Genomic DNA, 18,058 nt, shown 5'->3' with positions numbered 1-18,058 from the left:
TCCGGCAATGATGAGAATCCTGCTGTTCCTGGGCACCAACCTGGCGGTGATCCTGGTGGCCAGCATCACCCTGCGCCTGCTGGGGGTCGAAAGCTACCTGAACGCCCAGGGCATGAACTTCAATGCCCTGCTGATCTTCTGCTTCGTCTTCGGCATGGCCGGCTCGATGATCTCGCTGTTCATCTCCAAGTGGATGGCCAAGCGCTCGACCGGCACCGTGGTGATCGAATCGCCGAGCAACTCCACCGAGCAGTGGCTGCTCGACACCGTGGGTGAACTGGCGCGCGATGCCGGCATCAAGATGCCGGAGGTGGGCATCTTTCCAGCCCAGCAGTCCAACGCCTTCGCCACTGGCTGGAACAAGGACGATGCGCTGGTGGCGGTCTCCGCCGGCCTGCTCAACCGCATGCGCCCCGAGGAGGTGCGGGCGGTGCTGGCCCACGAGATCGGCCACGTGGCCAACGGCGACATGGTGACCCTGGCGCTGGTGCAGGGGGTGCTCAACACCTTCGTGATGTTCTTCGCCCGGGTGGTCGCCCACCTGATCGACGGCTTCCTGAAGAGCCGCAGCGACGGCGAGGGGGGCCTCGGGTTCATGGGCTACTTCGCGGTGGTGATCGTCGCCGAGATCGCCTTCGGCCTGATCGCCTCGGCCATCGTCGCCTGGTTCTCGCGCTTCCGGGAGTACCGGGCCGACACCGCGGGCGCCCAGCTCGCCGGCAGCGGCGCCATGATCAACGCCCTGGCGCGGCTCAAGGCCGAGACCGAGATGCCCGACCAGATGCCGGATACGCTACGGGCCATGGCCATCACCAAGGGCCAGACGCGCTCGCTGATGGAGCGGCTGTTCGCCAGCCATCCGCCCCTGGACGATCGCATCCGCGCCCTTAAGGAGGCCGCCTACCGGCAGTAGCCAGGTATTCTGACAGTTCCGGGGCCGAGCCCTGAAAACGAGTCCCCGTAAACGCAGCAGGCCCGCCGATTGGCGGGCCTGCTGTCGTTTTGGGCCGTAGCAAAGAGACCGTCGCGTCGCACTCCTCAGTCGGCGGCGATCCGGAACCCCGCCCCCGCCAGCAGCGGCCGCAGCTCACGCGCGCCCTTCCCCAGTTCGATCTCGAGGGAGGCGACCTCGCGGCGCAGCGGATAGCGGGCCCGGCAGCCATCGAAGCCCTTGGCCATGCCCTGGCGACGCGCCTCGCGATGCAGGCTATCGTGGTCGCGCCGCGGGTCATAGACGGCGCGCATGCACAGGCGCAGCGCCTCCTCGGGCGACAGGCCGGCCTCGAGCACCAGGCGCGCTACGGGCGGCGCGGGCGCCAGGCCATCCATCGTCAGCCGCGCCGGCAGGCCGACATGGTGGGCCAGGGCGCGGTAGATGTGATGGGTGCCGCGCAGCTTGCCGTCCAGGCTATAGCCGGCGATGTGCGGCGTGGCGATCGCGGCGAGGTCGGCCAGGGCGGCATCGATGGCGGGCTCGTGTTCCCAGACGTCGAGCACCGCCGTGATGTCGCCCTGCCCCGCCAGCCGCTGGCGCAGCGCCCGACCATCCACGCAGTCACCGCGCCCGGCATTGAGCAGCAGCGTGCCCGGCGCCAGGGCCGCGATGCGCTGGGCATCGAGCAGGTGGTGGGTGGCATGGGTGCCTTCGCTGACCAGCGGCGTGTGCAGGCAGAGCACGTCGCACTCGTCGATCAGGGTATCCAGGTCGTGAAAGCCGGCCAGGCTCCGTGCGCCCTGCCGCCCCGCCTCGAGGCCCTCGGCTTCCACCCTGGGCGGGTCGCAGGCCAGGCAGTCGATGCCCATGGCGGTGAGCCGCTTGAGCAGCCGCCCACCGACGTTGCCCACGCCGACGATGCCCACGCGGCGCTCGACGAGTCGGAAGTCGTGGCGCTCGGCCAGGGTCGAGAGACTTGCCAGCACGTAGTCCACCACCGCCTCGGCGTTGCAGCCCGGGGCGCTTGAAAAGGCGATGTCGTGGTCGGCCAAGGCGTGCTGGTCCACGTGGTCGGTGCCGATGGTGCAGGTGCCGACGAAGCGCAGCGGCGAGCCCATCGACTTCGCCTCGGCGATCAGGGCCGCATCGACCCGGGTGATGGAGCGCACCACCAGCGCATCGGCCGAGGCGAGCGTGGCCGGGACGATCTCTCGCCCCGGCACGCGGACTACCTCGCCCAGCGCGCCGAAGCAGGCCTCGGCGGCGGGAACATTGGCATCGACGACGATTTTCATGGCTGACTCCCGACTTCCATAACGCTGCGACTTGTTCAGTGTGCCCAAGCCCTTACAATACCGCCATACGCACACAGGGTGCGCCGCCGGCGCCGCCCTAAACCTCTGGAGCTGCCGTGATCGTCCGCTGGGAAACCGACCATGACTATGTGCTGGTGCATGTCCATCAGGACATGTTCGGCGACTGGATCTTCAGCCGCGCCTGGGGCCAGATCGGCACCCAGTTCGGCGGCCTGAAGCATCGCCTGGCCGACGACCATGCCCAGGCGATGATGTGGCTGGCCGACGAGTCCACCATCCTGACCTCCCGCGGCTTTCGCAAGGTGCTGGAGGTGGAGGCCGAGAGCGCCGAGGGGCGCGACGCCGTCAGCCAGCTCTCGCTGCTGGATTCGCTCTAGGGAACGCCTACCCCAGGTAGCGACGCCCGCCGCGCAGGACCGCGCCCTTCGCCTCTCCCCGCGCCGTCTCGGATACCGTTTCGCCGCTCAGCTGACGCTGCAGCGCCTGCCAAGCCATCTCGTTCAGCCAGCCCCGCTCCGCCAGCCAGGCGGCCAGACGCTCGGGTTGCATGCCGCGATCCAGCTCCTGCCCCGCCTCGTCCACCAGCACGGGAATGCGCACCCCGTAGCGCTCGACCAGGGCGTCATCGTCGCTGATCTCGACCCGCTCGAGCCGATGCGGCGCGTCGCAGAGGGTCGCGAGCAGCGCCTCGAGCTGCTCGCAGAGATGACAGCCCAGGGTGGTGTAGAGCCTGAGGCGGATCATGCGTCCTCCCAATGGCGAATCAGGAAGCAGTGGTGCAGGTCCGGGCGACGAGTGAAATCCGGATCGAACGTCTTCGCCGAGATATCCTCGACCCGATACTGCTCGGCCAGGTCCGCATCCAGCTGGAAGCGCCGCTGGTTGTTGGAGAACACCAGGGTGCCCCCCGGCGCCAGGCGCGCCATGGCCAGGCGCACCAGACGGCCGTGATCGCGCTGCACGTCGAGGGTATCGGTCATCTTCTTCGAGTTGGAGAAGGTCGGCGGGTCCATGAAGATCAGGTCGAACTCGCCGCCGGCGGTCTCGAGCCAGCGCAGGCAATCGTCGCGCACCACCCGGTGGCGGCTGGGGTCGAGCCGGTTGAGGGCGAAGTTGTCCCGCGCCCATTCCAGGTAGGTGTTGGAGAGATCGACGCTGACGCTGTCGCTGGCGCCTTCGCCCTGCTCGGCGCCCTCCTTCTGCGAGCCCAGCGCCGCCTGCACGGTGGCGGTGGCGGTGTAGCAGAAGAGATTCAGGAAGCGCTTGCCGGCGGCCATCTCGCCGAGCATTCGCCGCACCGGGCGATGGTCGAGGAACAGGCCCGTGTCCAGGTAGTCGCGCAGGTTGACCCACAGCCGAGCCCGCCCCTCGCGCACCTCGAAGCGCTCGCCGCTGGCCGCCTGCTTGCGGTACTGATCCTTGCCGCTCTGGCGCTCGCGACGCTTGATCACCACGCGGCTCGGATCGATGCCGAGCACCTCGGGAATCACGCCCAGCGCTTCAAACAGACGCTTCTGGGCCTGGCCGGCATCGACGGACTTGGGCGGCGCATACTCCTGCACGTGCACGCGATCGCCGTAGATATCGATGGCCAGGGCATATTCGGGCATGTCGGCATCGTAGAGCCGGTAGCACGGCTCGCCGGAGCGCTTGAGCCACTTCTTGAGCCGCTTGCGGTTCTTCTCCAGGCGATTAGCGAACATCTGCGCGCCCTCGGAGCGCGCCGGCGGCGCCTCGGCGGCAGCGGCGCCGGGGGCTTCCGCTGATGCGGCCTCGTCCCGCTCGGGAATCGCCATCAGCAGCAGGCGCGCATCCAGGGGCCCGTTCTTCAGCGAGTAGTGCTTGTGGGCGCGCAGGCCAATGCGGTGCCCCAGATCCGGGTTGGCGGTGAACACGGCCAGCCGCCAGCCCGGAAAGGCCGCCTTGGCCCGTTCGCCGAGCTGGGCATAGAGCTGCACCAGTTCCGGCAGCTCGCCGAGACGCTCGCCGTAGGGCGGGTTGGTCATCACCAGCCCCGCGGGCGAGTCAGGCAGGCCCTCGGGGCGCGAAAGCCCGGTCAGGGCCGCGCCCTTGAGCTCGATCAGCGCCGGCACGCCGGCGCGCATGGCGTTGGCCTTGGCCGCCGCCAGCGCGGGGGGGCTCTCGTCAAAGCCGTAGAGCCTCGAGCGGCAGCGCTTGCGCCCGATGCTCGCCCGCGCCTCGGCCTCGCGCTTGAGCTCGCGCCAGCAGGGCTCGTCGTGGCCGGCCCAGCCGTGGAAGCCGAAGCGCTCACGACTGAGCCCCGGGGCGATGTCGGCGGCCATCAGGGCGGCCTCGATCAGCAGCGTGCCGGCGCCGCACAGCGGATCGACCAGCGGCGCCCCATCGCGGGCCAGTGCCGGCCAGCCGGCACGCACCAGCAGGGCGGCGGCCAGATTCTCCTTGAGCGGGGCATGGCCGACGTCGCGGCGGTAGCCGCGGCGGTGCAGGCTGTCGCCCGAGAGGTCCACGCCCAGCGTCAGCCGACCCCGGTGCAGGTGGGCGTACAGGCGCAGGTCGGGCTGTCGGGTGTCGATATCGGGCCGCGGCCGCGCCTCGGCGTACAGGCGATCCACCACCCCATCCTTGACGGTCTGGGCGCCGAAGCGGGTATGCCGGATCGCGTCGGAGCGGCCGTGGAAGTCCACGGCCAGGGTCTTGCCGGGGGCGAGGTGGTCGCGCCAGTCGATGGCCGCGGCGGCGGCGCGCAGCGCCTCGGGGGTCTCGATACCCTCCTCCCGGGCCAGGCAGAGCACCACCCGGTTGGCCAGGCGCGACCACAGGCAGGCGCGGTAGGCGTTCTCGAGGCTGGCCTGGAAGAATACCCCGGCCACCGTGGTCTTGCCGGGGGTGGCGCCCAGCGCGGCCAGCTCGTCGGCCAGCAGCAGCTCGATGCCCTTGGGGCAGGTCGCCAGGAAATGAAGAGAGTCTGGGGATTGCTGTTCGGTCATGGAATATCCATCGGCGCGGCGCCTGGCCGGCATAGTGGCGTGACGGTCAGGTGAACGCGTTGTTACAAATCATCGATCGACAATCGTCATCATCTTGGGCTATCAATGACTGAGTAGCTACTGAATGACGCATGCGTTCCTGTCATCGGGTTAGGTGTCTTTATGCAGCTGTGTCCGCACAGCGGGGATCTTCAAGGATCAGAAGATCACATGACGTTTGGCGCCTTCCGAGCAACACGAATCCGATCTCGAGATCGGGTCTTCGTCGGTACCTTCATCAAGAGGTAGTCCAATGAAACGACAGAAACGTGATCGCTTCCAGCGTGCCTATGTCCATGGGTACAAGGCGGGTCTCTCGGGTCGTTCCCGCGATGAGTGTCCCAGCCAGGATATCAATCTACGCGAGTACTGGATGAGCGGTTGGCGTGAAGGTCGTGGGGATCAATGGTCCGGCATGACGGGTGTCTCCGGTATTCACAAGAACCCCATGGTGGTGTGACCCCGACTCCCCCGGGTCAACAGCCCTCGTCGATAACGACGACAAACCTCTCAAGCCCATGGCCCTGCCATGGGCTTTTTACGTACCGTTGTCACGAGCATGGTAACGAGCGGGCGCGCCGGACAACCTACCGCGCCTCACGCCTTGCTTGCCCGATCGCGCAGCGCCCGGGCACACTCGCCTACCAGCTCGGGCCCGCGATAGATGAAGCCCGAATAGAGCTGCACCAGGTCGGCGCCGGCGGCCACCTTGCCAAGCGCCGCCTCTTCGCTGTCGATGCCGCCCACGCCGATGATCGGCATGTTGGGCAGGCGGCGACGCAGCTCACGGATCACCGCGTTGGAGGGCTCGAGGACCGGTCGCCCGGAGAGACCGCCCTGCTCGTCGCCGTGGGCAAGCCCCGCCACCGCCTCGCGGGAGACCGTGGTATTGGTGGCGATCACCGCGTCGATGGCGTTGGCCTCGAGCGCGCCGGCCACCAGGCCGACCTCATCGACGCTCATGTCCGGGGCGATCTTCACCGCCAGGGGCACGCGCCGTCCGGTCTGGCGATCGAGCCGGCGTCCCTCCTCGCGCAGGGCCCCGAGCAGCGCATCGAGATGCTCGCCAAACTGCAGGTTGCGAAGCCCCGGGGTGTTGGGCGAGGAGATGTTCACCGCGATGTAGTGCGCGTGCGCGTGCACCTTGCGAAGGCAGGTCAGGTAGTCGTCCACCGCCTGCTCCACCGGGGTGGTCAGGTTTTTGCCGATGTTGATGCCGATCACGCCGTCGTAACGACTCGCCTGCACCCTGGCCACCAGATGGTCGACCCCGGCATTGTTGAAGCCCATGCGATTGATGATGGCGCCGGCTTCCGGCAGCCGGAACATCCGCGGCTTCGGGTTACCGTCCTGGGGCCTGGGCGTCACGGTGCCCACCTCGACGAAGCCGAACCCCAGCGCCCCCAAGGCATCGAGGTGGTCGGCGTTCTTGTCGAGCCCGGCGGCGAGCCCCACCCGATTGGGAAAGCGCAGCCCCATCACTTCGATCGGATCGTCGATCCGGCCGCCGCCCAGCCGCGAGGCCAGACCCAGGCGGCCGGCCAGGTCCAGGGCGGAGAGCGCCATGCCGTGGGCGGTCTCGGCATCGAAACGAAACAGCAGCGATCGGGCAAGCGAGTACATGGCGGCTCCAGGACAGTGGCGGGCGATGGGGGCTGGCGCGGGACCACCGTCGGCGCGGTGGCAAGCGGGGCGAGAGTATACCAGCCTCGCCACCTAGAGACGACGCGCCCGGGCCGGGCCCAACCGGCTGGTCCGGCACGCCCCGGCTCCATCATTCGCGCCATTTATGCTCTACTGGGCCTTCGACGAGTTCCTCACTCAGGACACCGCGAGGCGGCCAGCCCGCCTCGATGCACCATTGCCAGGAAGCGCCTATGACCGATACCACCGAGACACTCGAGCACCGCCTGTCGCGGATCCACCTGGCGCTGGAGAAAGAGCAACTGGAGCGGGTCGATGACGTGCTCTCCGACCTCGAACCCTCGGAAGTGGCCCTGCTGCTGGAGTCGCTGCCGCCGGCGGCGCGCATCAGCCTGTGGGAACGCGTGCCGGGGGAGATCGACGGCGAGGTGCTGCTGCACGTGCACGACGAGGTGCGCGGCACCCTGATCGACGACATGGATCACGCCGAGATCGTCGCCGCCACGACCGGCCTGGACACCACCGACCTGGCGGAGATCTTCGAGGATCTGCCCCAGCAGGTCGCCGCCGACATGCTGCGCTCCATGGACGCGCTGCAGCGCTCGCGCCTGCAGGAGACCCTCTCCTTCGAGGAGGATAGTGCCGGTCGCCTGATGCGCACCGACACCATCGCCGTGCGCGCCGACGTCAGCCTGGAGACGGTGAGACGCTTCCTGCGCTGGAAGGAGGCGGTCCCCGACAACACCCACATGCTGATGGTGGTGGACCGCAACGGCCGCTTCGTCGGCGTGCTGCCGCTGGCACGACTGATCGCCAACGATCCCGAGATGGCCGTGGCCGACCTGATGGACAGCGACGTGGACAGCATCCAGGTGACCATGAAGTCGACCGACGTGGCCACGCTCTTCCAGACCCACGACCTGACCTCCGCCCCGGTGGTCGACGAATCAGGCCTGCTGCTCGGGCGCATCATCATCGACGACATCGTCGACGTGATCCGCGAGAACTCCGAGCAGGCGCTGATGAACATGGCGGGCCTGGACGAAGAGGAAGACCTCTTCGCCCCGGTGATGCCCAGCGCCAAGCGCCGCGCCGTGTGGCTCGGCATCAACCTGCTGACGGCCTTCCTGGCCGCCTGGGTGATCGGACGCTTCGAGGCGGCCCTGGACCAGATCGTCGCCCTGGCGGTGCTGATGCCGATCGTCGCCAGCATGGGCGGCATCGCCGGCAGCCAAACCCTGACACTCGCGATCCGCGGCCTGGCCCTGGGGCAGATCAGCCGCACCAACAGCCACTGGCTGCTGCGCAAGGAGATCGGCATCGCCGCCCTCAACGGCGTGCTGTGGTCGCTGGTGGTGGCCGTGCTCGCGGTGCTGTGGTTCAACAGCATCGCCATCGGCGTGATCATCGCCGCCGCGCTGGTGATCAACATGCTGGCGGCCGGGGTCGCCGGCATCGTGATCCCGCTGATGCTCAAGCGGGCGGGTATCGACCCGGCCCTGTCGGGCTCGGTGATCCTGACCACGGTGACCGACGTGGTGGGCTTCATGTCCTTCCTGGGCCTCGCCACCGTGTTCCTGCTCTAGCGCCTGTGCCAGGCCTACGCTAGGCATCTGGCACCGATACGCCGCCCCCAGATGCACGAAACCCCGCCAGTGGCGGGGTTTCGTGTCTTCAGGGCCTCGACGGATCGGGCGCGACGGGGGCGATCAGGCGCGATTGCTCTCGGCCAGGTCGACCAGCTCGCGCACCGCCACGGCGAAGAGCGGGAAGCCGCCGTGGGCGCCGCTGCTCACCTCCTCGAGCAGGCGACACCAGCGCTGGTGCATGCCCTGGTGCAGCGAGAGCCACTGAGTGACTCGCTCGCTGGAGTCCTTGGCGCCGTTCTCCATGCCCAGCACGCTGGTGGTCAGCGCCAGCTGCTGGCGATCGATGTCGTCGCGGAAGGTCTCGCGGGCCTGAGCCTGCCAGCTGTCGCGCACCTTGAGCTCAGTGATCCGCTGGATCATCCACGGCAGCTCGAGGCGATCGCCGATCTCGTAGAAGACCTCGGCCACGCGCTGGGGCTTCTCCTGAGTCTGGCGCGCCGTCTGGATGATGCCGAGCGCCGCATAGAGGCTGTTGGCGGCGGCCACGGTGGCGGCCAGGGCCTCGGGCACGCCGGCCTCGACCAGCGCCTTGCGACGGGCCTCCCAGGCTTCGTGCTCCTCGCCGCGCAGGCGCTTGCCGATGTTCTCCTGCAGCTGCGCCAGACGCGGCGCGAAGAAGTCGATCGCCTCCTGGGTGCTCATGCCGGTGCGGTTGCGCAGGAACCAGCGGGTGGCACGGCGCAGCATGCGCATCAGGTCGAGCATCATGTCGTACTGCACGGCGCTCGCCACCTGGTTGTCCAGCGCCTCGATCTGCTCCCACAGGCGCGGCAGCTGGAAGCTGTCGCGGGCGATCACGTAGGCCCGGGCGATCGCGGCGCGGTCGGCGCCGGTGGAGTCGATCAGGCGGCGCACGAAGACGACGCCCATGTGATCGACCAGGTCGTTGGCCACCTGGGTCGCGACGATCTCGCGAGTCAGCCGGTGCTCATACACCTCGTCGCGATAGCGCTCGACGAGCACGCTCGGGAAGATCCGCTCGACGAACTTGACGATGGTCGGGTCGTCCGGGACATCCGAGGCGATCAGGTCGCCCTTGAGCACGCTCTTGGCGTAGGAGATCAGCACCGAGAGCTCCGGCAGCAGCATGCCCTGCTCGTTGGCGGCGCGCTCCTGGAGCAGCTCGTCGTCGGGCAGGAACTCCAGCTCGCGATCGATCTGGCCGGTCGCTTCCAGTTCGCTGATGAAGCGCCGGAAGGGGCCGATGCCCTGCTTCGAGAGACGCTCGGCGAGATCCAGCGCCTGGGTCTGGCGATAGTTGTCCTTGAGCACCAGGTCCGAGACTTCGGCGGTCATGTCGGCGAGCAGCTTATTGCGCTGCTTCTCGGTCATGTCACCGCGCTTGACCACCTCGTCGATGAGGATCTTGATGTTGACCTCGTGGTCGGAGCAGTTGACCCCGCCGGCGTTGTCGATGAAGTCGGTGTTGACCCGCACGCCCTTGGCGGCGGCCTCCATGCGGCCCCGCTGAGTGAGGCCGAGGTTGCCGCCCTCGCCGACTACCCGGCAGTTGAGCTCGCGGCCGTCGACGCGCAGGCCGTCGTTGGCCTTGTCGCCGACCTGGGCATCGGTCTCTTCGCTGCACTTCACGTAGGTGCCGATGCCGCCGTTCCACAGCAGGTCGACCCGCGACTTGAGCATTGCGCGGATCAGCTCGTTGGGGGAGAGCTTGTCCTCCTTGATGCCGAACAGCGCCTTCATCTGCCGCGAGATGGGCACGGTCTTGGCGGCGCGGCTGAAGATACCGCCTCCCTCGGAGATCAGCGCGGCGTCGTAGTCCTGCCAGCTGGAGCGCGGCAAAGCGAACAGGCGCTGGCGCTCGGCGAAGCTCGCCGCCACGTCGGGGGTCGGATCGACGAAGATGTGCAGGTGGTTGAAGGCACCCACCAGGCGAATCTTGTCGGAGAGCAGCATGCCGTTGCCGAAGACGTCGTCCGCTATGTCGCCGATGCCGACCACCGAGAACTCGTCCTGCTGGGTGTTCAGCCCCAGGCCGCGGAAGTGGCGCTGGACCGACTCCCAGGCGCCCTTGGCGGTGATGCCCATCTTCTTGTGGTCGTAGCCGTTGGCCCCGCCGGAGGCGAAGGCGTCGCCCAGCCAGTGGCCGTACTCGGCGGAGATCTCGTTGGCGATGTCCGAGAAGGTCGCGGTGCCCTTGTCGGCGGCCACCACCAGGTAGGCATCGTCGTCGTCGTGGCGCACCACGTCCTCAGGCGGCACGATCTCGCCGCCCACCCGGTTGTCGGTGACGTCGAGCAGGGCACGGATGAAGATCTTGTAGCAGGCGATGCCTTCCTGCTGGATGGCATCGCGATCCGCGCCTTCGGGCATCCGCTTGCAGACGAAGCCGCCCTTGGCGCCCACCGGCACGATCACCGCGTTCTTGACCTGCTGCGCCTTGACCAGCCCCAGCACCTCGGTCCGGAAATCCTCGAAGCGGTCGGACCAGCGCAGCCCGCCGCGGGCGACCTTGCCGCCGCGCAGGTGCACGCCCTCGACCCGCGGCGAGCAGACGAAGATCTCGTGGGCCGGCCGCGGCTTGGGCATGCCGGTGATCCGAGAAGGCTCCATCTTGAAGGCCATGTAGTCCTTCTGACGGCCGTCGGCGCCCTTCTGGTAGTAGTTGGTGCGCTGTGTCGCCTGGATCATCTCCATGTAGCGGCGCAGCAGCTGGTCGTCGTTGAGGCTGGCGACGTCGTCGAGCAGCGCCAGGATGCGCGCGCTGCAGGCCTCGACCTCGCCCTCGGGCGGGCGCTCGTTGGGATCGAAGCGCAGCTCGAACAGGGTCACCAGCTCGCGGGTGATCTCCGGATGATTGACCAGGGTGGTGGCCATGTAATCCTGGGAGACGCCAAAGCGGATCTGCTTCAGGTAGCGGGCGTAGCCCCTGAGCATGGCGACTTCGCGCCAGTCCAGGTTGGCGCCGATGATCAGCCGGTTGAACGGATCGTTGTCCGCCTCGCCGATCCAGATGCGCTGGAAGGCCTCGATGAAGGGCTTGCGCATCTCCTGAAGGTTGACCTCGTTACTGGTGTGGTGCTCGAGATCGAAGTCGTGGATCCAGTAGCTGTGATCCTTGGCCTGCACCTCGTAGGGGCGCTCGCCGAGCACGCGCAGCCCCAGGTTCTCCATCATCGGTAGCACGTCGGAGAGCGGAATCGGCCGGTCGCGGTGGAACAGCTTGAGGTTGACGCCGCTGCCCTCCTCTTCCACCAGGCGGTAGAGGGAAAGGGCCAGCGGGGCGCCGTCATCCAGCTCGCTGATGTGCTGCAGGTCGTAGACCGCGGTGCGTGCCGAGAAGTCGTCGCGGTAGCTCGCCGGGAAGGCGTCGCGGAAGCGATCCATCAGCAGGTTGGCCTGCTCCTCGCCGAAGCCCTCGATAGCGGCACCCTGGAGATCGTCGCGCCAGTTGCGCGCCAGCGTCGCCAGCTTGGCTTCCAGACGGCGCAGGTCGTACTCCGTGGGCCGGTCGCCCTTGAAGCGCAGGATGAACTGAATGCGCGCCAGCACCGATTCGGAGAGGTAAGTGTTGAAATCGCCGAAGGTGGCGTCGAGCTCCTCGCACAGCAGCTGCTGGATGCGCTGGCGCAGCTCGGTGGAGAAGACGTCCCGCGGCACGAAGGCCAGGCAGGAGTAGAAGCGTCCGGAGCGATCCTCGCGGATGAACAGCCGCACGCGGCGCCGCTCGCGCATGTCGAGGATGCCCAGCGACGTCTGCGTCAGCTCGTCGGTATCGATCTGGAACAGGTCGTCGCGGGGATAGACCTCGAGGATGTGCAGCAGGTGCTTGCCGTTGTGGCCCTTGGGATTGAAGCCGGAGTTGTCCATCACCGTGTCGAGCTTGCGGCGCAGGATCGGCACGTTGCGCGGCGACTCGTTGTAGACCGTGGCGGTGAACAGGCCCAAAAAGCGCCGTTCGCCGATCACCCGCCCCTGATCGTCGTAGCGATCGATGGAGATGTAGTCGGGATAGGTAGGTCGGTGGATCCGCGCGTGGTGGGCGCTCTTGGCGAACGACAGCAGCTGGGGCACCAGCACGAAGCGGTCGCCCTCGACGCCCTGATCGGTGCGGATGCGCTCCTGATAGCGGGGCTGATCGAGGCGGAAGACCCCCAGCTCGCTCTGCTCGACACGATCCAGGCGCTGACGCCCCTGCTCCTCGTGGACGGCGTATTCGTCGTAGCCGAGGAAGGTGAAGTTGTCGTGGAGCAGCCACTCGACGAAGGCCGTGGCCTCCTCATGGTCCTCGACCTTGACCTGCTCGGGCCGCGAGGCCTTGAGCTCGGCCAGGGCCGCCCGGGCCTGGTCGCGCATCGGTTCGAAGTCGGCCACCGCGGTGCGCACGTCGCGCAGCACTTCCTGCAGGCTGGCCTCGATATCCTCGAGCACCGCCGGGTCGGAGTGGCGATCCACCTCGATGGCGATCAGCGACTCGCGGTTCTCCGGGGCATCGGCCTGCTGGGTCGGCGAGACCCGCTCGAGGCGATGCTCGCTATCGCGCTGGGAGGCCAGCACGGCGTTATGAATGGCGTGCACGGTCATGCCGCGGCGGTTGAGCTCGATGCGCACGGAGTCGACCAGGAAGGGCATGTCCTCGTGCAGCACGGCGATGAAGGTATGCGTGGACTGCCAGCCGTGCTGCTCGAAGTCGGGGTTGAAGACCCGCACCTTGGGGTCGGCGGGATCGAACTGCTGCAGGAAGTGCCAGACGGAGAGCGTGGCACCGTAGATGTCGTCGAGACGGCGATCGGCCAGGTCGTCGAGCGGGATCGTGGCATAGAAGTGGCGGGCGAAGGCATGGACCTGGGCGGCCTTGTCCTCGTCCAGACGGCCTTGCAGCCGCTCCTCGAGTTGCTTGAGCAGATCCTCGCGGGTCTCCTCGTGTGCGACATGTTGCATCCATCACCTCGGCTGCCAGCGGCCGCCGGAAGCGGCCGGAAGAACTTGACGGGCGGCCTCCTGGCCGCATCGCCGTCCAGCTTACGTCACTTCCCGAGCCGCCCCCAACCACATGCCTCTTCACTCATGGAGCATGTCGGTTACGCATCGTGGCTTGACAACGCGCCCACCGCTTCGACCAAGGTCGAATCAGTCGCGACGCACCAGCAGGACCCCGCATTCGCAATGGTGGGTCCAGGGAAACTGGTCGAAGAGCGCGAAGCGCCGAATCTCGTGGGTGCGAGTCAGCGTCTCGAGATTCTCGGCCAGGGTCTCGGGGTTGCATGAAATATAGACGATACGGTCATAGTCGCTGAGCTGTTGACAGCTCTCGTCATCGAGGCCGGCCCGCGGCGGGTCCACCAGCACGGTGGAGAAGGCGTAGTCGTCGAGGGCCATCTCGCTGACCCGGCGACCGCCCTTCTCGCCTTTCAGGGCCTGGGAGAACTCCTCGGCGGACATGCGCCCCACCTCGGCGTTGTCGATGCCGTTGGCCTCGAGGTTAATCCGTGCACTGGCCACCGAGGTGCGCGAGATCTCGGTGGCCAGCACCCGCCGGAAGTTGCCGGCGAGCGCCACGGTGAAGTTGCCGTTGCCGCAGTAGAGCTCCACCAGGTCGCCGTCCTGGCTGCCCTGGGTGACGTCCCGCGCCCAGGAGAGCATCGAGCGGCAGATCTCGGCGTTAGGCTGGGTGAAGCTGTTCTCCACCTGCTGGTAGACCAGCGACTCGTCGTCCACCGTCAGGCGCTCCCAGACGTGGTCGCGTTCCAGCACTAGGCGCTGCTTGCGGGCGCGGCCGATGATCATGATGCCGAGCGCCTCCTGCAGTGCACGGGCCTCGGCCTCCCAGGCCTCATCGAGACGGCGATGGTAGATCAGCGTCACCAGCGCCTCGCCGGTGAGAGTGGTGAGGAACTCGACCTGAAACAGGCGGCGGCGCAGCAGGTCGTTGTCGCGGATCGCGTCGAGCAGGCGCGGCATGAGGTCGTTGATCTGCCGGCTGGCCACCGGATAGTCATCGAGGCGCACGACCGTCTTCTTCTTCGGGTCCTCGGGATCCACCTCGGACCCTTGCATTTCAAACATCGCGTAGAAGAGATCGTCTCCCTCGTGCCAGAGGCGAAATTCGCAGCGCTGGCGATAGTGGCTCGGCGGAGAGGGGAAAACTTCCAGCGAGGGCGGTGCGAAGCGTGCGAAGTCGCGGATGATGCGCTCGCGCTTGGCCTCGAGCTGCTGGTCATAGCGGGCGGGGTCGACGACGGGAATGGCCACGGCGGCTCCTGTAGTAAGGGTCAGTGATGATAAGTGATGAATAGGGGGCGGTGAGCCTACAGCGAACGCGGGTGATTCAGCCCGGCTGCAGCCACCTTGGCGGGGCGAAGCCGAAGGCGGCAAGCCCCTTGCCCAGGCGCTCGTCGAGGGCCGTGGCGTAGCTCGGTCCGGCGGCCTGGCAGCGATCGGGGGCCGTCACCACCTGGGCCACGCGGCGCGCGATAGCCTCCCCGGAGTCGACCCAGGCCACCTCACGGGGGGCTGCCTCGGCAAGCCAGCGGCGCAGCAGCGGGAAGTGGGTGCAGCCCAGCACCACGGTGTCCAGGGGCGGCACTTCGGCGGCCGACGCCTCCCAAAGCGGCGCGAGGGCTCGCCCGATCGCCACGCGGTCCGGGACTTCCCCGACCACCAGGCGCTCCGCCTCGCCCACCAGGGCATCGGCCGCGAGCCGGGTGACGCGGCAGTCGGCCGCGAAATCCTGGATCAGCCGCAGGGTATAGGGGCGTGACACGGTGGCGGTGGTCGCCAGCAGGCCGATGTGGCGTGTCCGGCTCACCGAGGCGGCCGGCTTGATGGCCGGCACGGTCCCGATCACGGGAATGGTCAGGCACTCGCGCAGCGCATCCAGCGCCAGGGTACTGGCCGTGTTGCAGGCCACCACCAGCGCCCGACAGCCGCTGGCCGCCACCGCCGCCTGGCAGACGGACCGAATCCGCTGCACCAGCCAGGCATCCTCGCGTCGCCCGTAGGGCAGCATGGCATTATCACAGGCGTAGGCCAGGGCGACGCCGGGCAGCCGGTGGCGCAGCGCCTGCACCACCGACAGGCCGCCCACGCCGGAATCGAAGACCAGGATCGGAGCTACCATCGACCGAGCGTCCCTGCCAGGGGGGACGTCGGCGACGGGAGGAACAGCGATGGGACGTGCGCGAGACAAGGGGGCATGATCGGGGAGTGACCGCGGGCGATGCCGGGCATTCTACCCCAGAGTCGCGGCCGAGCCGAAGGGGCGAGGCTCCCTGGCGTGATTCACGAGCGCCCAAACGCTTTCGTTCGTAGCCGGGTGGACGCACGATGACGGGGCTCCGTCCATGGAGGCCCCGCGTGAATGGTCGGACTCAGGTCTGAGGGACGGGGGCGTCGCGCAGCTCGTGATAGAGCTCGGGATAGGCCTCTTCCAGGCGCGCGACATGGTCCTGGGCGCCTTCCGGCAGGGCCTCTGCCAGGGCCTTGAAGTCCTCGTCGTTGAAGTTCTCGCGGATCAGCGGGAAGAGCTGTTCACGCTCTTCCCTGAGATAAGCGCGGTGGCTCTCCAGGTAAGACTTGAGGTCCTCGGCGAACTTGTCCATGGGCACGACCGAATCCATGAGAATCATGTCGAGATCGTTGGAGAGGCGGTTCAGCCGGGCCTTCAACGAGCGATAATCCTTGGCGAGCTGCTCGGTGACCTCGGCACTCGACGGATCCAGCTCCTTGAGCCGCTCGCTGCAGACCTTCTCGAGGGGCCGGGTAAAACCCTCCTGGTAATCGAGGATGTAGTCCACGACCTCTCTGACCAGCTGGAAGTTGGGGCGCGCGCCCTGGGCCAGGGTCTTCTGCTTGAGCTGCAGAACGTGCAACATGCGCGCCATGTTGGCATGATCCTGACGCAACTGGTTCAGCTTGGGCATGTCGGCGGTCTCCTCCATGGCGATATGGGATACGAGCGGTGGATCAGAGAGCGATGGTGCTGACAATGATGCCTAGGATGTTCTTCAGCGTTGGATTCGCCCCGGCACGTCAGGTTCACCGGGCGTAACGTGCACCAATAAAACGACCTGCCTCAGGCTAGTCCCCCGGGGCGAATCTTGCCTCTCATCCAGGGTCGTATTGCCTGCGATGACACATCCACTCTATCAGCCATGCGCCAAGGAGTCAGACATGGATCTCTTCCAGCGCCACGCCCCGGACGATGCGGCCCCCCTGGCCTTTCGCATGCGTCCGCGCCGCCTCGAGGACTACGTGGGCCAGCAGGCGCTGGTGGGTCCTGGCAAGCCATTGGCGCGCATGGCCGAGAGCGGGGTGGTGCGCTCGATGATCCTCTGGGGGCCTCCCGGCACCGGCAAGACCACCCTGGCCGAGATCCTCGCCGAGGTCTCCGGTGCTCACCTGGAGCACCTCTCGGCGGTGATGGCCGGGGTCAAGGAGATTCGCGCCGCGGTCGATCGCGCCCGCGACTTCCAGGCCCGGGAGCGCCCCACCCTGCTGTTTCTCGACGAGATCCACCGTCTCAACAAGAGCCAGCAGGACGCCCTGCTGCCCCATGTGGAATCGGGGCTGCTGACGCTGATCGGTGCCACCACCGAGAATCCCTCTTTCGAGGTCAACTCGGCGCTGCTCTCGCGGGCCCGGGTCCACGTCCTCAAGTCGCTCACCGAGGCCGAGCTCGTGGAGGTCATGCAGCGAGCGCTGAATGATGAGACGCGCGGCCTGGGCGCCCGACGGATCCAGGTGAACGATGAGGTGCTGGCGATACTGGCCCGCGCCGCCGCCGGCGATGCCCGACGGGCGCTGGGCCTGCTGGAGACCGCCTGCGACTTCACGCTGGCCGAGGGGAGCGGCGAGCGCTTGCCCCGCGAGGCGCTGGAGGACGTGATCGGCCACACCGCCAGCGCCTTCGACAAGCAGGGCGATCACTACTATGACCTGCTCTCGGCGATCCACAAGTCGATCCGCTCCTCGCGCCCCGACGCCGCCCTGCTCTACATCGCCCGCTTCATGCAGGGTGGCGGCGACCCGCTGGACGTGATCCGTCGCCTGACGGCCATCGCCTCGGAGGACGTCGGCAACGCCGACCCGCGCGCCCTGCCGCTGGTCATGTCGGCCTGGGATGCCTACCTGCGCCTGGGCGACTACGAGGGCCAGCGCGCCATTGCCCACGCCGCCATCCATCTGGCGGTGGCCCCGAAGAGCAACGCCATCGATCGCGCCTGGAAGCAGGCCAAGGATCTGGCGGCCTCGCAGCCGCGGCTCGAGGTACCCACCTACCTGCGCAACGCCCCGACCAAGCTGATGGAGTCGCTGGGCCACGGCGAGGGTTATCGCTACGCGCACAGCGAGCCCGACGGCTATCCGGCCGGCAGCGCCCACGACTGCTGGCCCGACGAGGTGCCCCACCGCCCGCTCTATCACCCCACCAGCCACGGCCAGGAGAAGCGCTACGCCCAGATCATGGCCTGGCGGGCGCAGCGGGACGCCGAGGCGGACGACGCCGGCGGGTAACGCCGGCGGCGATCGGGCGCCGCGCAAATGAAGACC

General features: G+C 67.7%; 13 protein-coding genes. 5 read left to right on the top strand and 8 right to left on the bottom strand.

What is annotated here, in order from left to right:
* Positions 1–7: 7 nt before the first annotated feature.
* Positions 8–913: a protease HtpX gene (htpX, locus tag BM388_RS05150; RefSeq protein ID WP_089847902.1), complete on the top strand. Its 906-nt coding sequence runs from the start codon at positions 8–10 to the stop codon at positions 911–913.
* 125 nt (positions 914–1,038) lie between these two features.
* Here the strand turns inward: htpX and pdxB are convergent, their stop codons facing one another.
* On the bottom strand, positions 1,039–2,229 hold the full coding sequence (gene pdxB / locus BM388_RS05145) for a 4-phosphoerythronate dehydrogenase PdxB (RefSeq protein ID WP_089847900.1): 1,191 nt from the start codon (positions 2,227–2,229) through the stop codon (positions 1,039–1,041).
* A 116-nt stretch (positions 2,230–2,345) separates the two neighbouring features.
* Here pdxB and BM388_RS05140 point away from each other — a divergent pair, with 116 nt between their 5' ends.
* Complete coding sequence (locus BM388_RS05140) at positions 2,346–2,627, top strand: hypothetical protein (RefSeq protein WP_089847898.1); 282 nt, start codon at positions 2,346–2,348, stop codon at positions 2,625–2,627.
* A gap of 7 nt (positions 2,628–2,634) precedes the next feature.
* On the opposite strand, the gene BM388_RS05135 is transcribed toward BM388_RS05140, so the two are convergent.
* On the bottom strand, positions 2,635–2,994 hold the full coding sequence (locus tag BM388_RS05135) for a glutaredoxin family protein (RefSeq protein WP_089847896.1): 360 nt from the start codon (positions 2,992–2,994) through the stop codon (positions 2,635–2,637).
* Positions 2,991–5,219, bottom strand: a complete 2,229-nt coding sequence (gene rlmKL, locus BM388_RS05130; protein WP_089847894.1) for a bifunctional 23S rRNA (guanine(2069)-N(7))-methyltransferase RlmK/23S rRNA (guanine(2445)-N(2))-methyltransferase RlmL — start codon at positions 5,217–5,219, stop codon at positions 2,991–2,993. Before rlmKL ends, BM388_RS05135 begins: the two co-directional genes overlap by 4 nt.
* 292 nt (positions 5,220–5,511) lie before the next feature.
* Between rlmKL and rmf the strand changes: the two genes are divergently transcribed.
* Positions 5,512–5,718 (top strand): ribosome modulation factor, encoded by a 207-nt coding sequence (rmf, locus tag BM388_RS05125; RefSeq protein ID WP_089847892.1) that lies wholly within the window; start codon positions 5,512–5,514, stop codon positions 5,716–5,718.
* A 137-nt stretch (positions 5,719–5,855) separates the two neighbouring features.
* On the opposite strand, the gene BM388_RS05120 is transcribed toward rmf, so the two are convergent.
* Positions 5,856–6,881: a quinone-dependent dihydroorotate dehydrogenase gene (locus BM388_RS05120; protein ID WP_089847890.1), complete on the bottom strand. Its 1,026-nt coding sequence runs from the start codon at positions 6,879–6,881 to the stop codon at positions 5,856–5,858.
* 254 nt (positions 6,882–7,135) lie between these two features.
* Between BM388_RS05120 and mgtE the strand changes: the two genes are divergently transcribed.
* Entirely contained in the window at positions 7,136–8,488 is a 1,353-nt protein-coding gene (mgtE, locus tag BM388_RS05115) for a magnesium transporter (RefSeq protein ID WP_089847888.1), read from the top strand.
* Positions 8,489–8,611: 123 nt separating this feature from the next.
* Here the strand turns inward: mgtE and BM388_RS05110 are convergent, their stop codons facing one another.
* The 4 genes from BM388_RS05110 to BM388_RS05095 all read right to left on the bottom strand — a co-directional run bounded on the left by BM388_RS05110 (position 8,612) and on the right by BM388_RS05095 (position 16,431).
* Entirely contained in the window at positions 8,612–13,450 is a 4,839-nt protein-coding gene (locus BM388_RS05110; RefSeq protein ID WP_089847886.1) for an NAD-glutamate dehydrogenase, read from the bottom strand.
* 189 nt (positions 13,451–13,639) lie between these two features.
* The gene (gene trmA, locus BM388_RS05105) at positions 13,640–14,761 is read right to left on the bottom strand and encodes a tRNA (uridine(54)-C5)-methyltransferase TrmA (protein ID WP_089847883.1); all 1,122 of its coding nucleotides are present in this window, start codon (positions 14,759–14,761) and stop codon (positions 13,640–13,642) included.
* A gap of 76 nt (positions 14,762–14,837) precedes the next feature.
* A complete protein-coding gene (gene murI / locus BM388_RS05100) occupies positions 14,838–15,629 on the bottom strand; it encodes a glutamate racemase (protein ID WP_089847881.1) in 792 nt (263 codons plus the stop codon).
* A gap of 250 nt (positions 15,630–15,879) precedes the next feature.
* Positions 15,880–16,431, bottom strand: coding sequence for a hemerythrin domain-containing protein (locus BM388_RS05095; RefSeq protein WP_089847880.1), 552 nt, complete (start codon positions 16,429–16,431; stop codon positions 15,880–15,882).
* A gap of 250 nt (positions 16,432–16,681) precedes the next feature.
* On the opposite strand from BM388_RS05095, the gene BM388_RS05090 reads away from it, so the two are divergent.
* The gene (locus BM388_RS05090) at positions 16,682–18,022 is read left to right on the top strand and encodes a replication-associated recombination protein A (protein ID WP_089847878.1); all 1,341 of its coding nucleotides are present in this window, start codon (positions 16,682–16,684) and stop codon (positions 18,020–18,022) included.
* Positions 18,023–18,058 lie beyond the last annotated feature (36 nt).

It is taken from the genome of Halomonas saccharevitans, from assembly GCF_900116405.1.
Classification (GTDB): Bacteria; Pseudomonadota; Gammaproteobacteria; order Pseudomonadales; family Halomonadaceae; genus Halomonas; species Halomonas saccharevitans.
The sequence above is the reverse complement of the archived record's forward strand: the minus strand, read 5'-3'. Positions and strand labels throughout refer to the sequence as shown.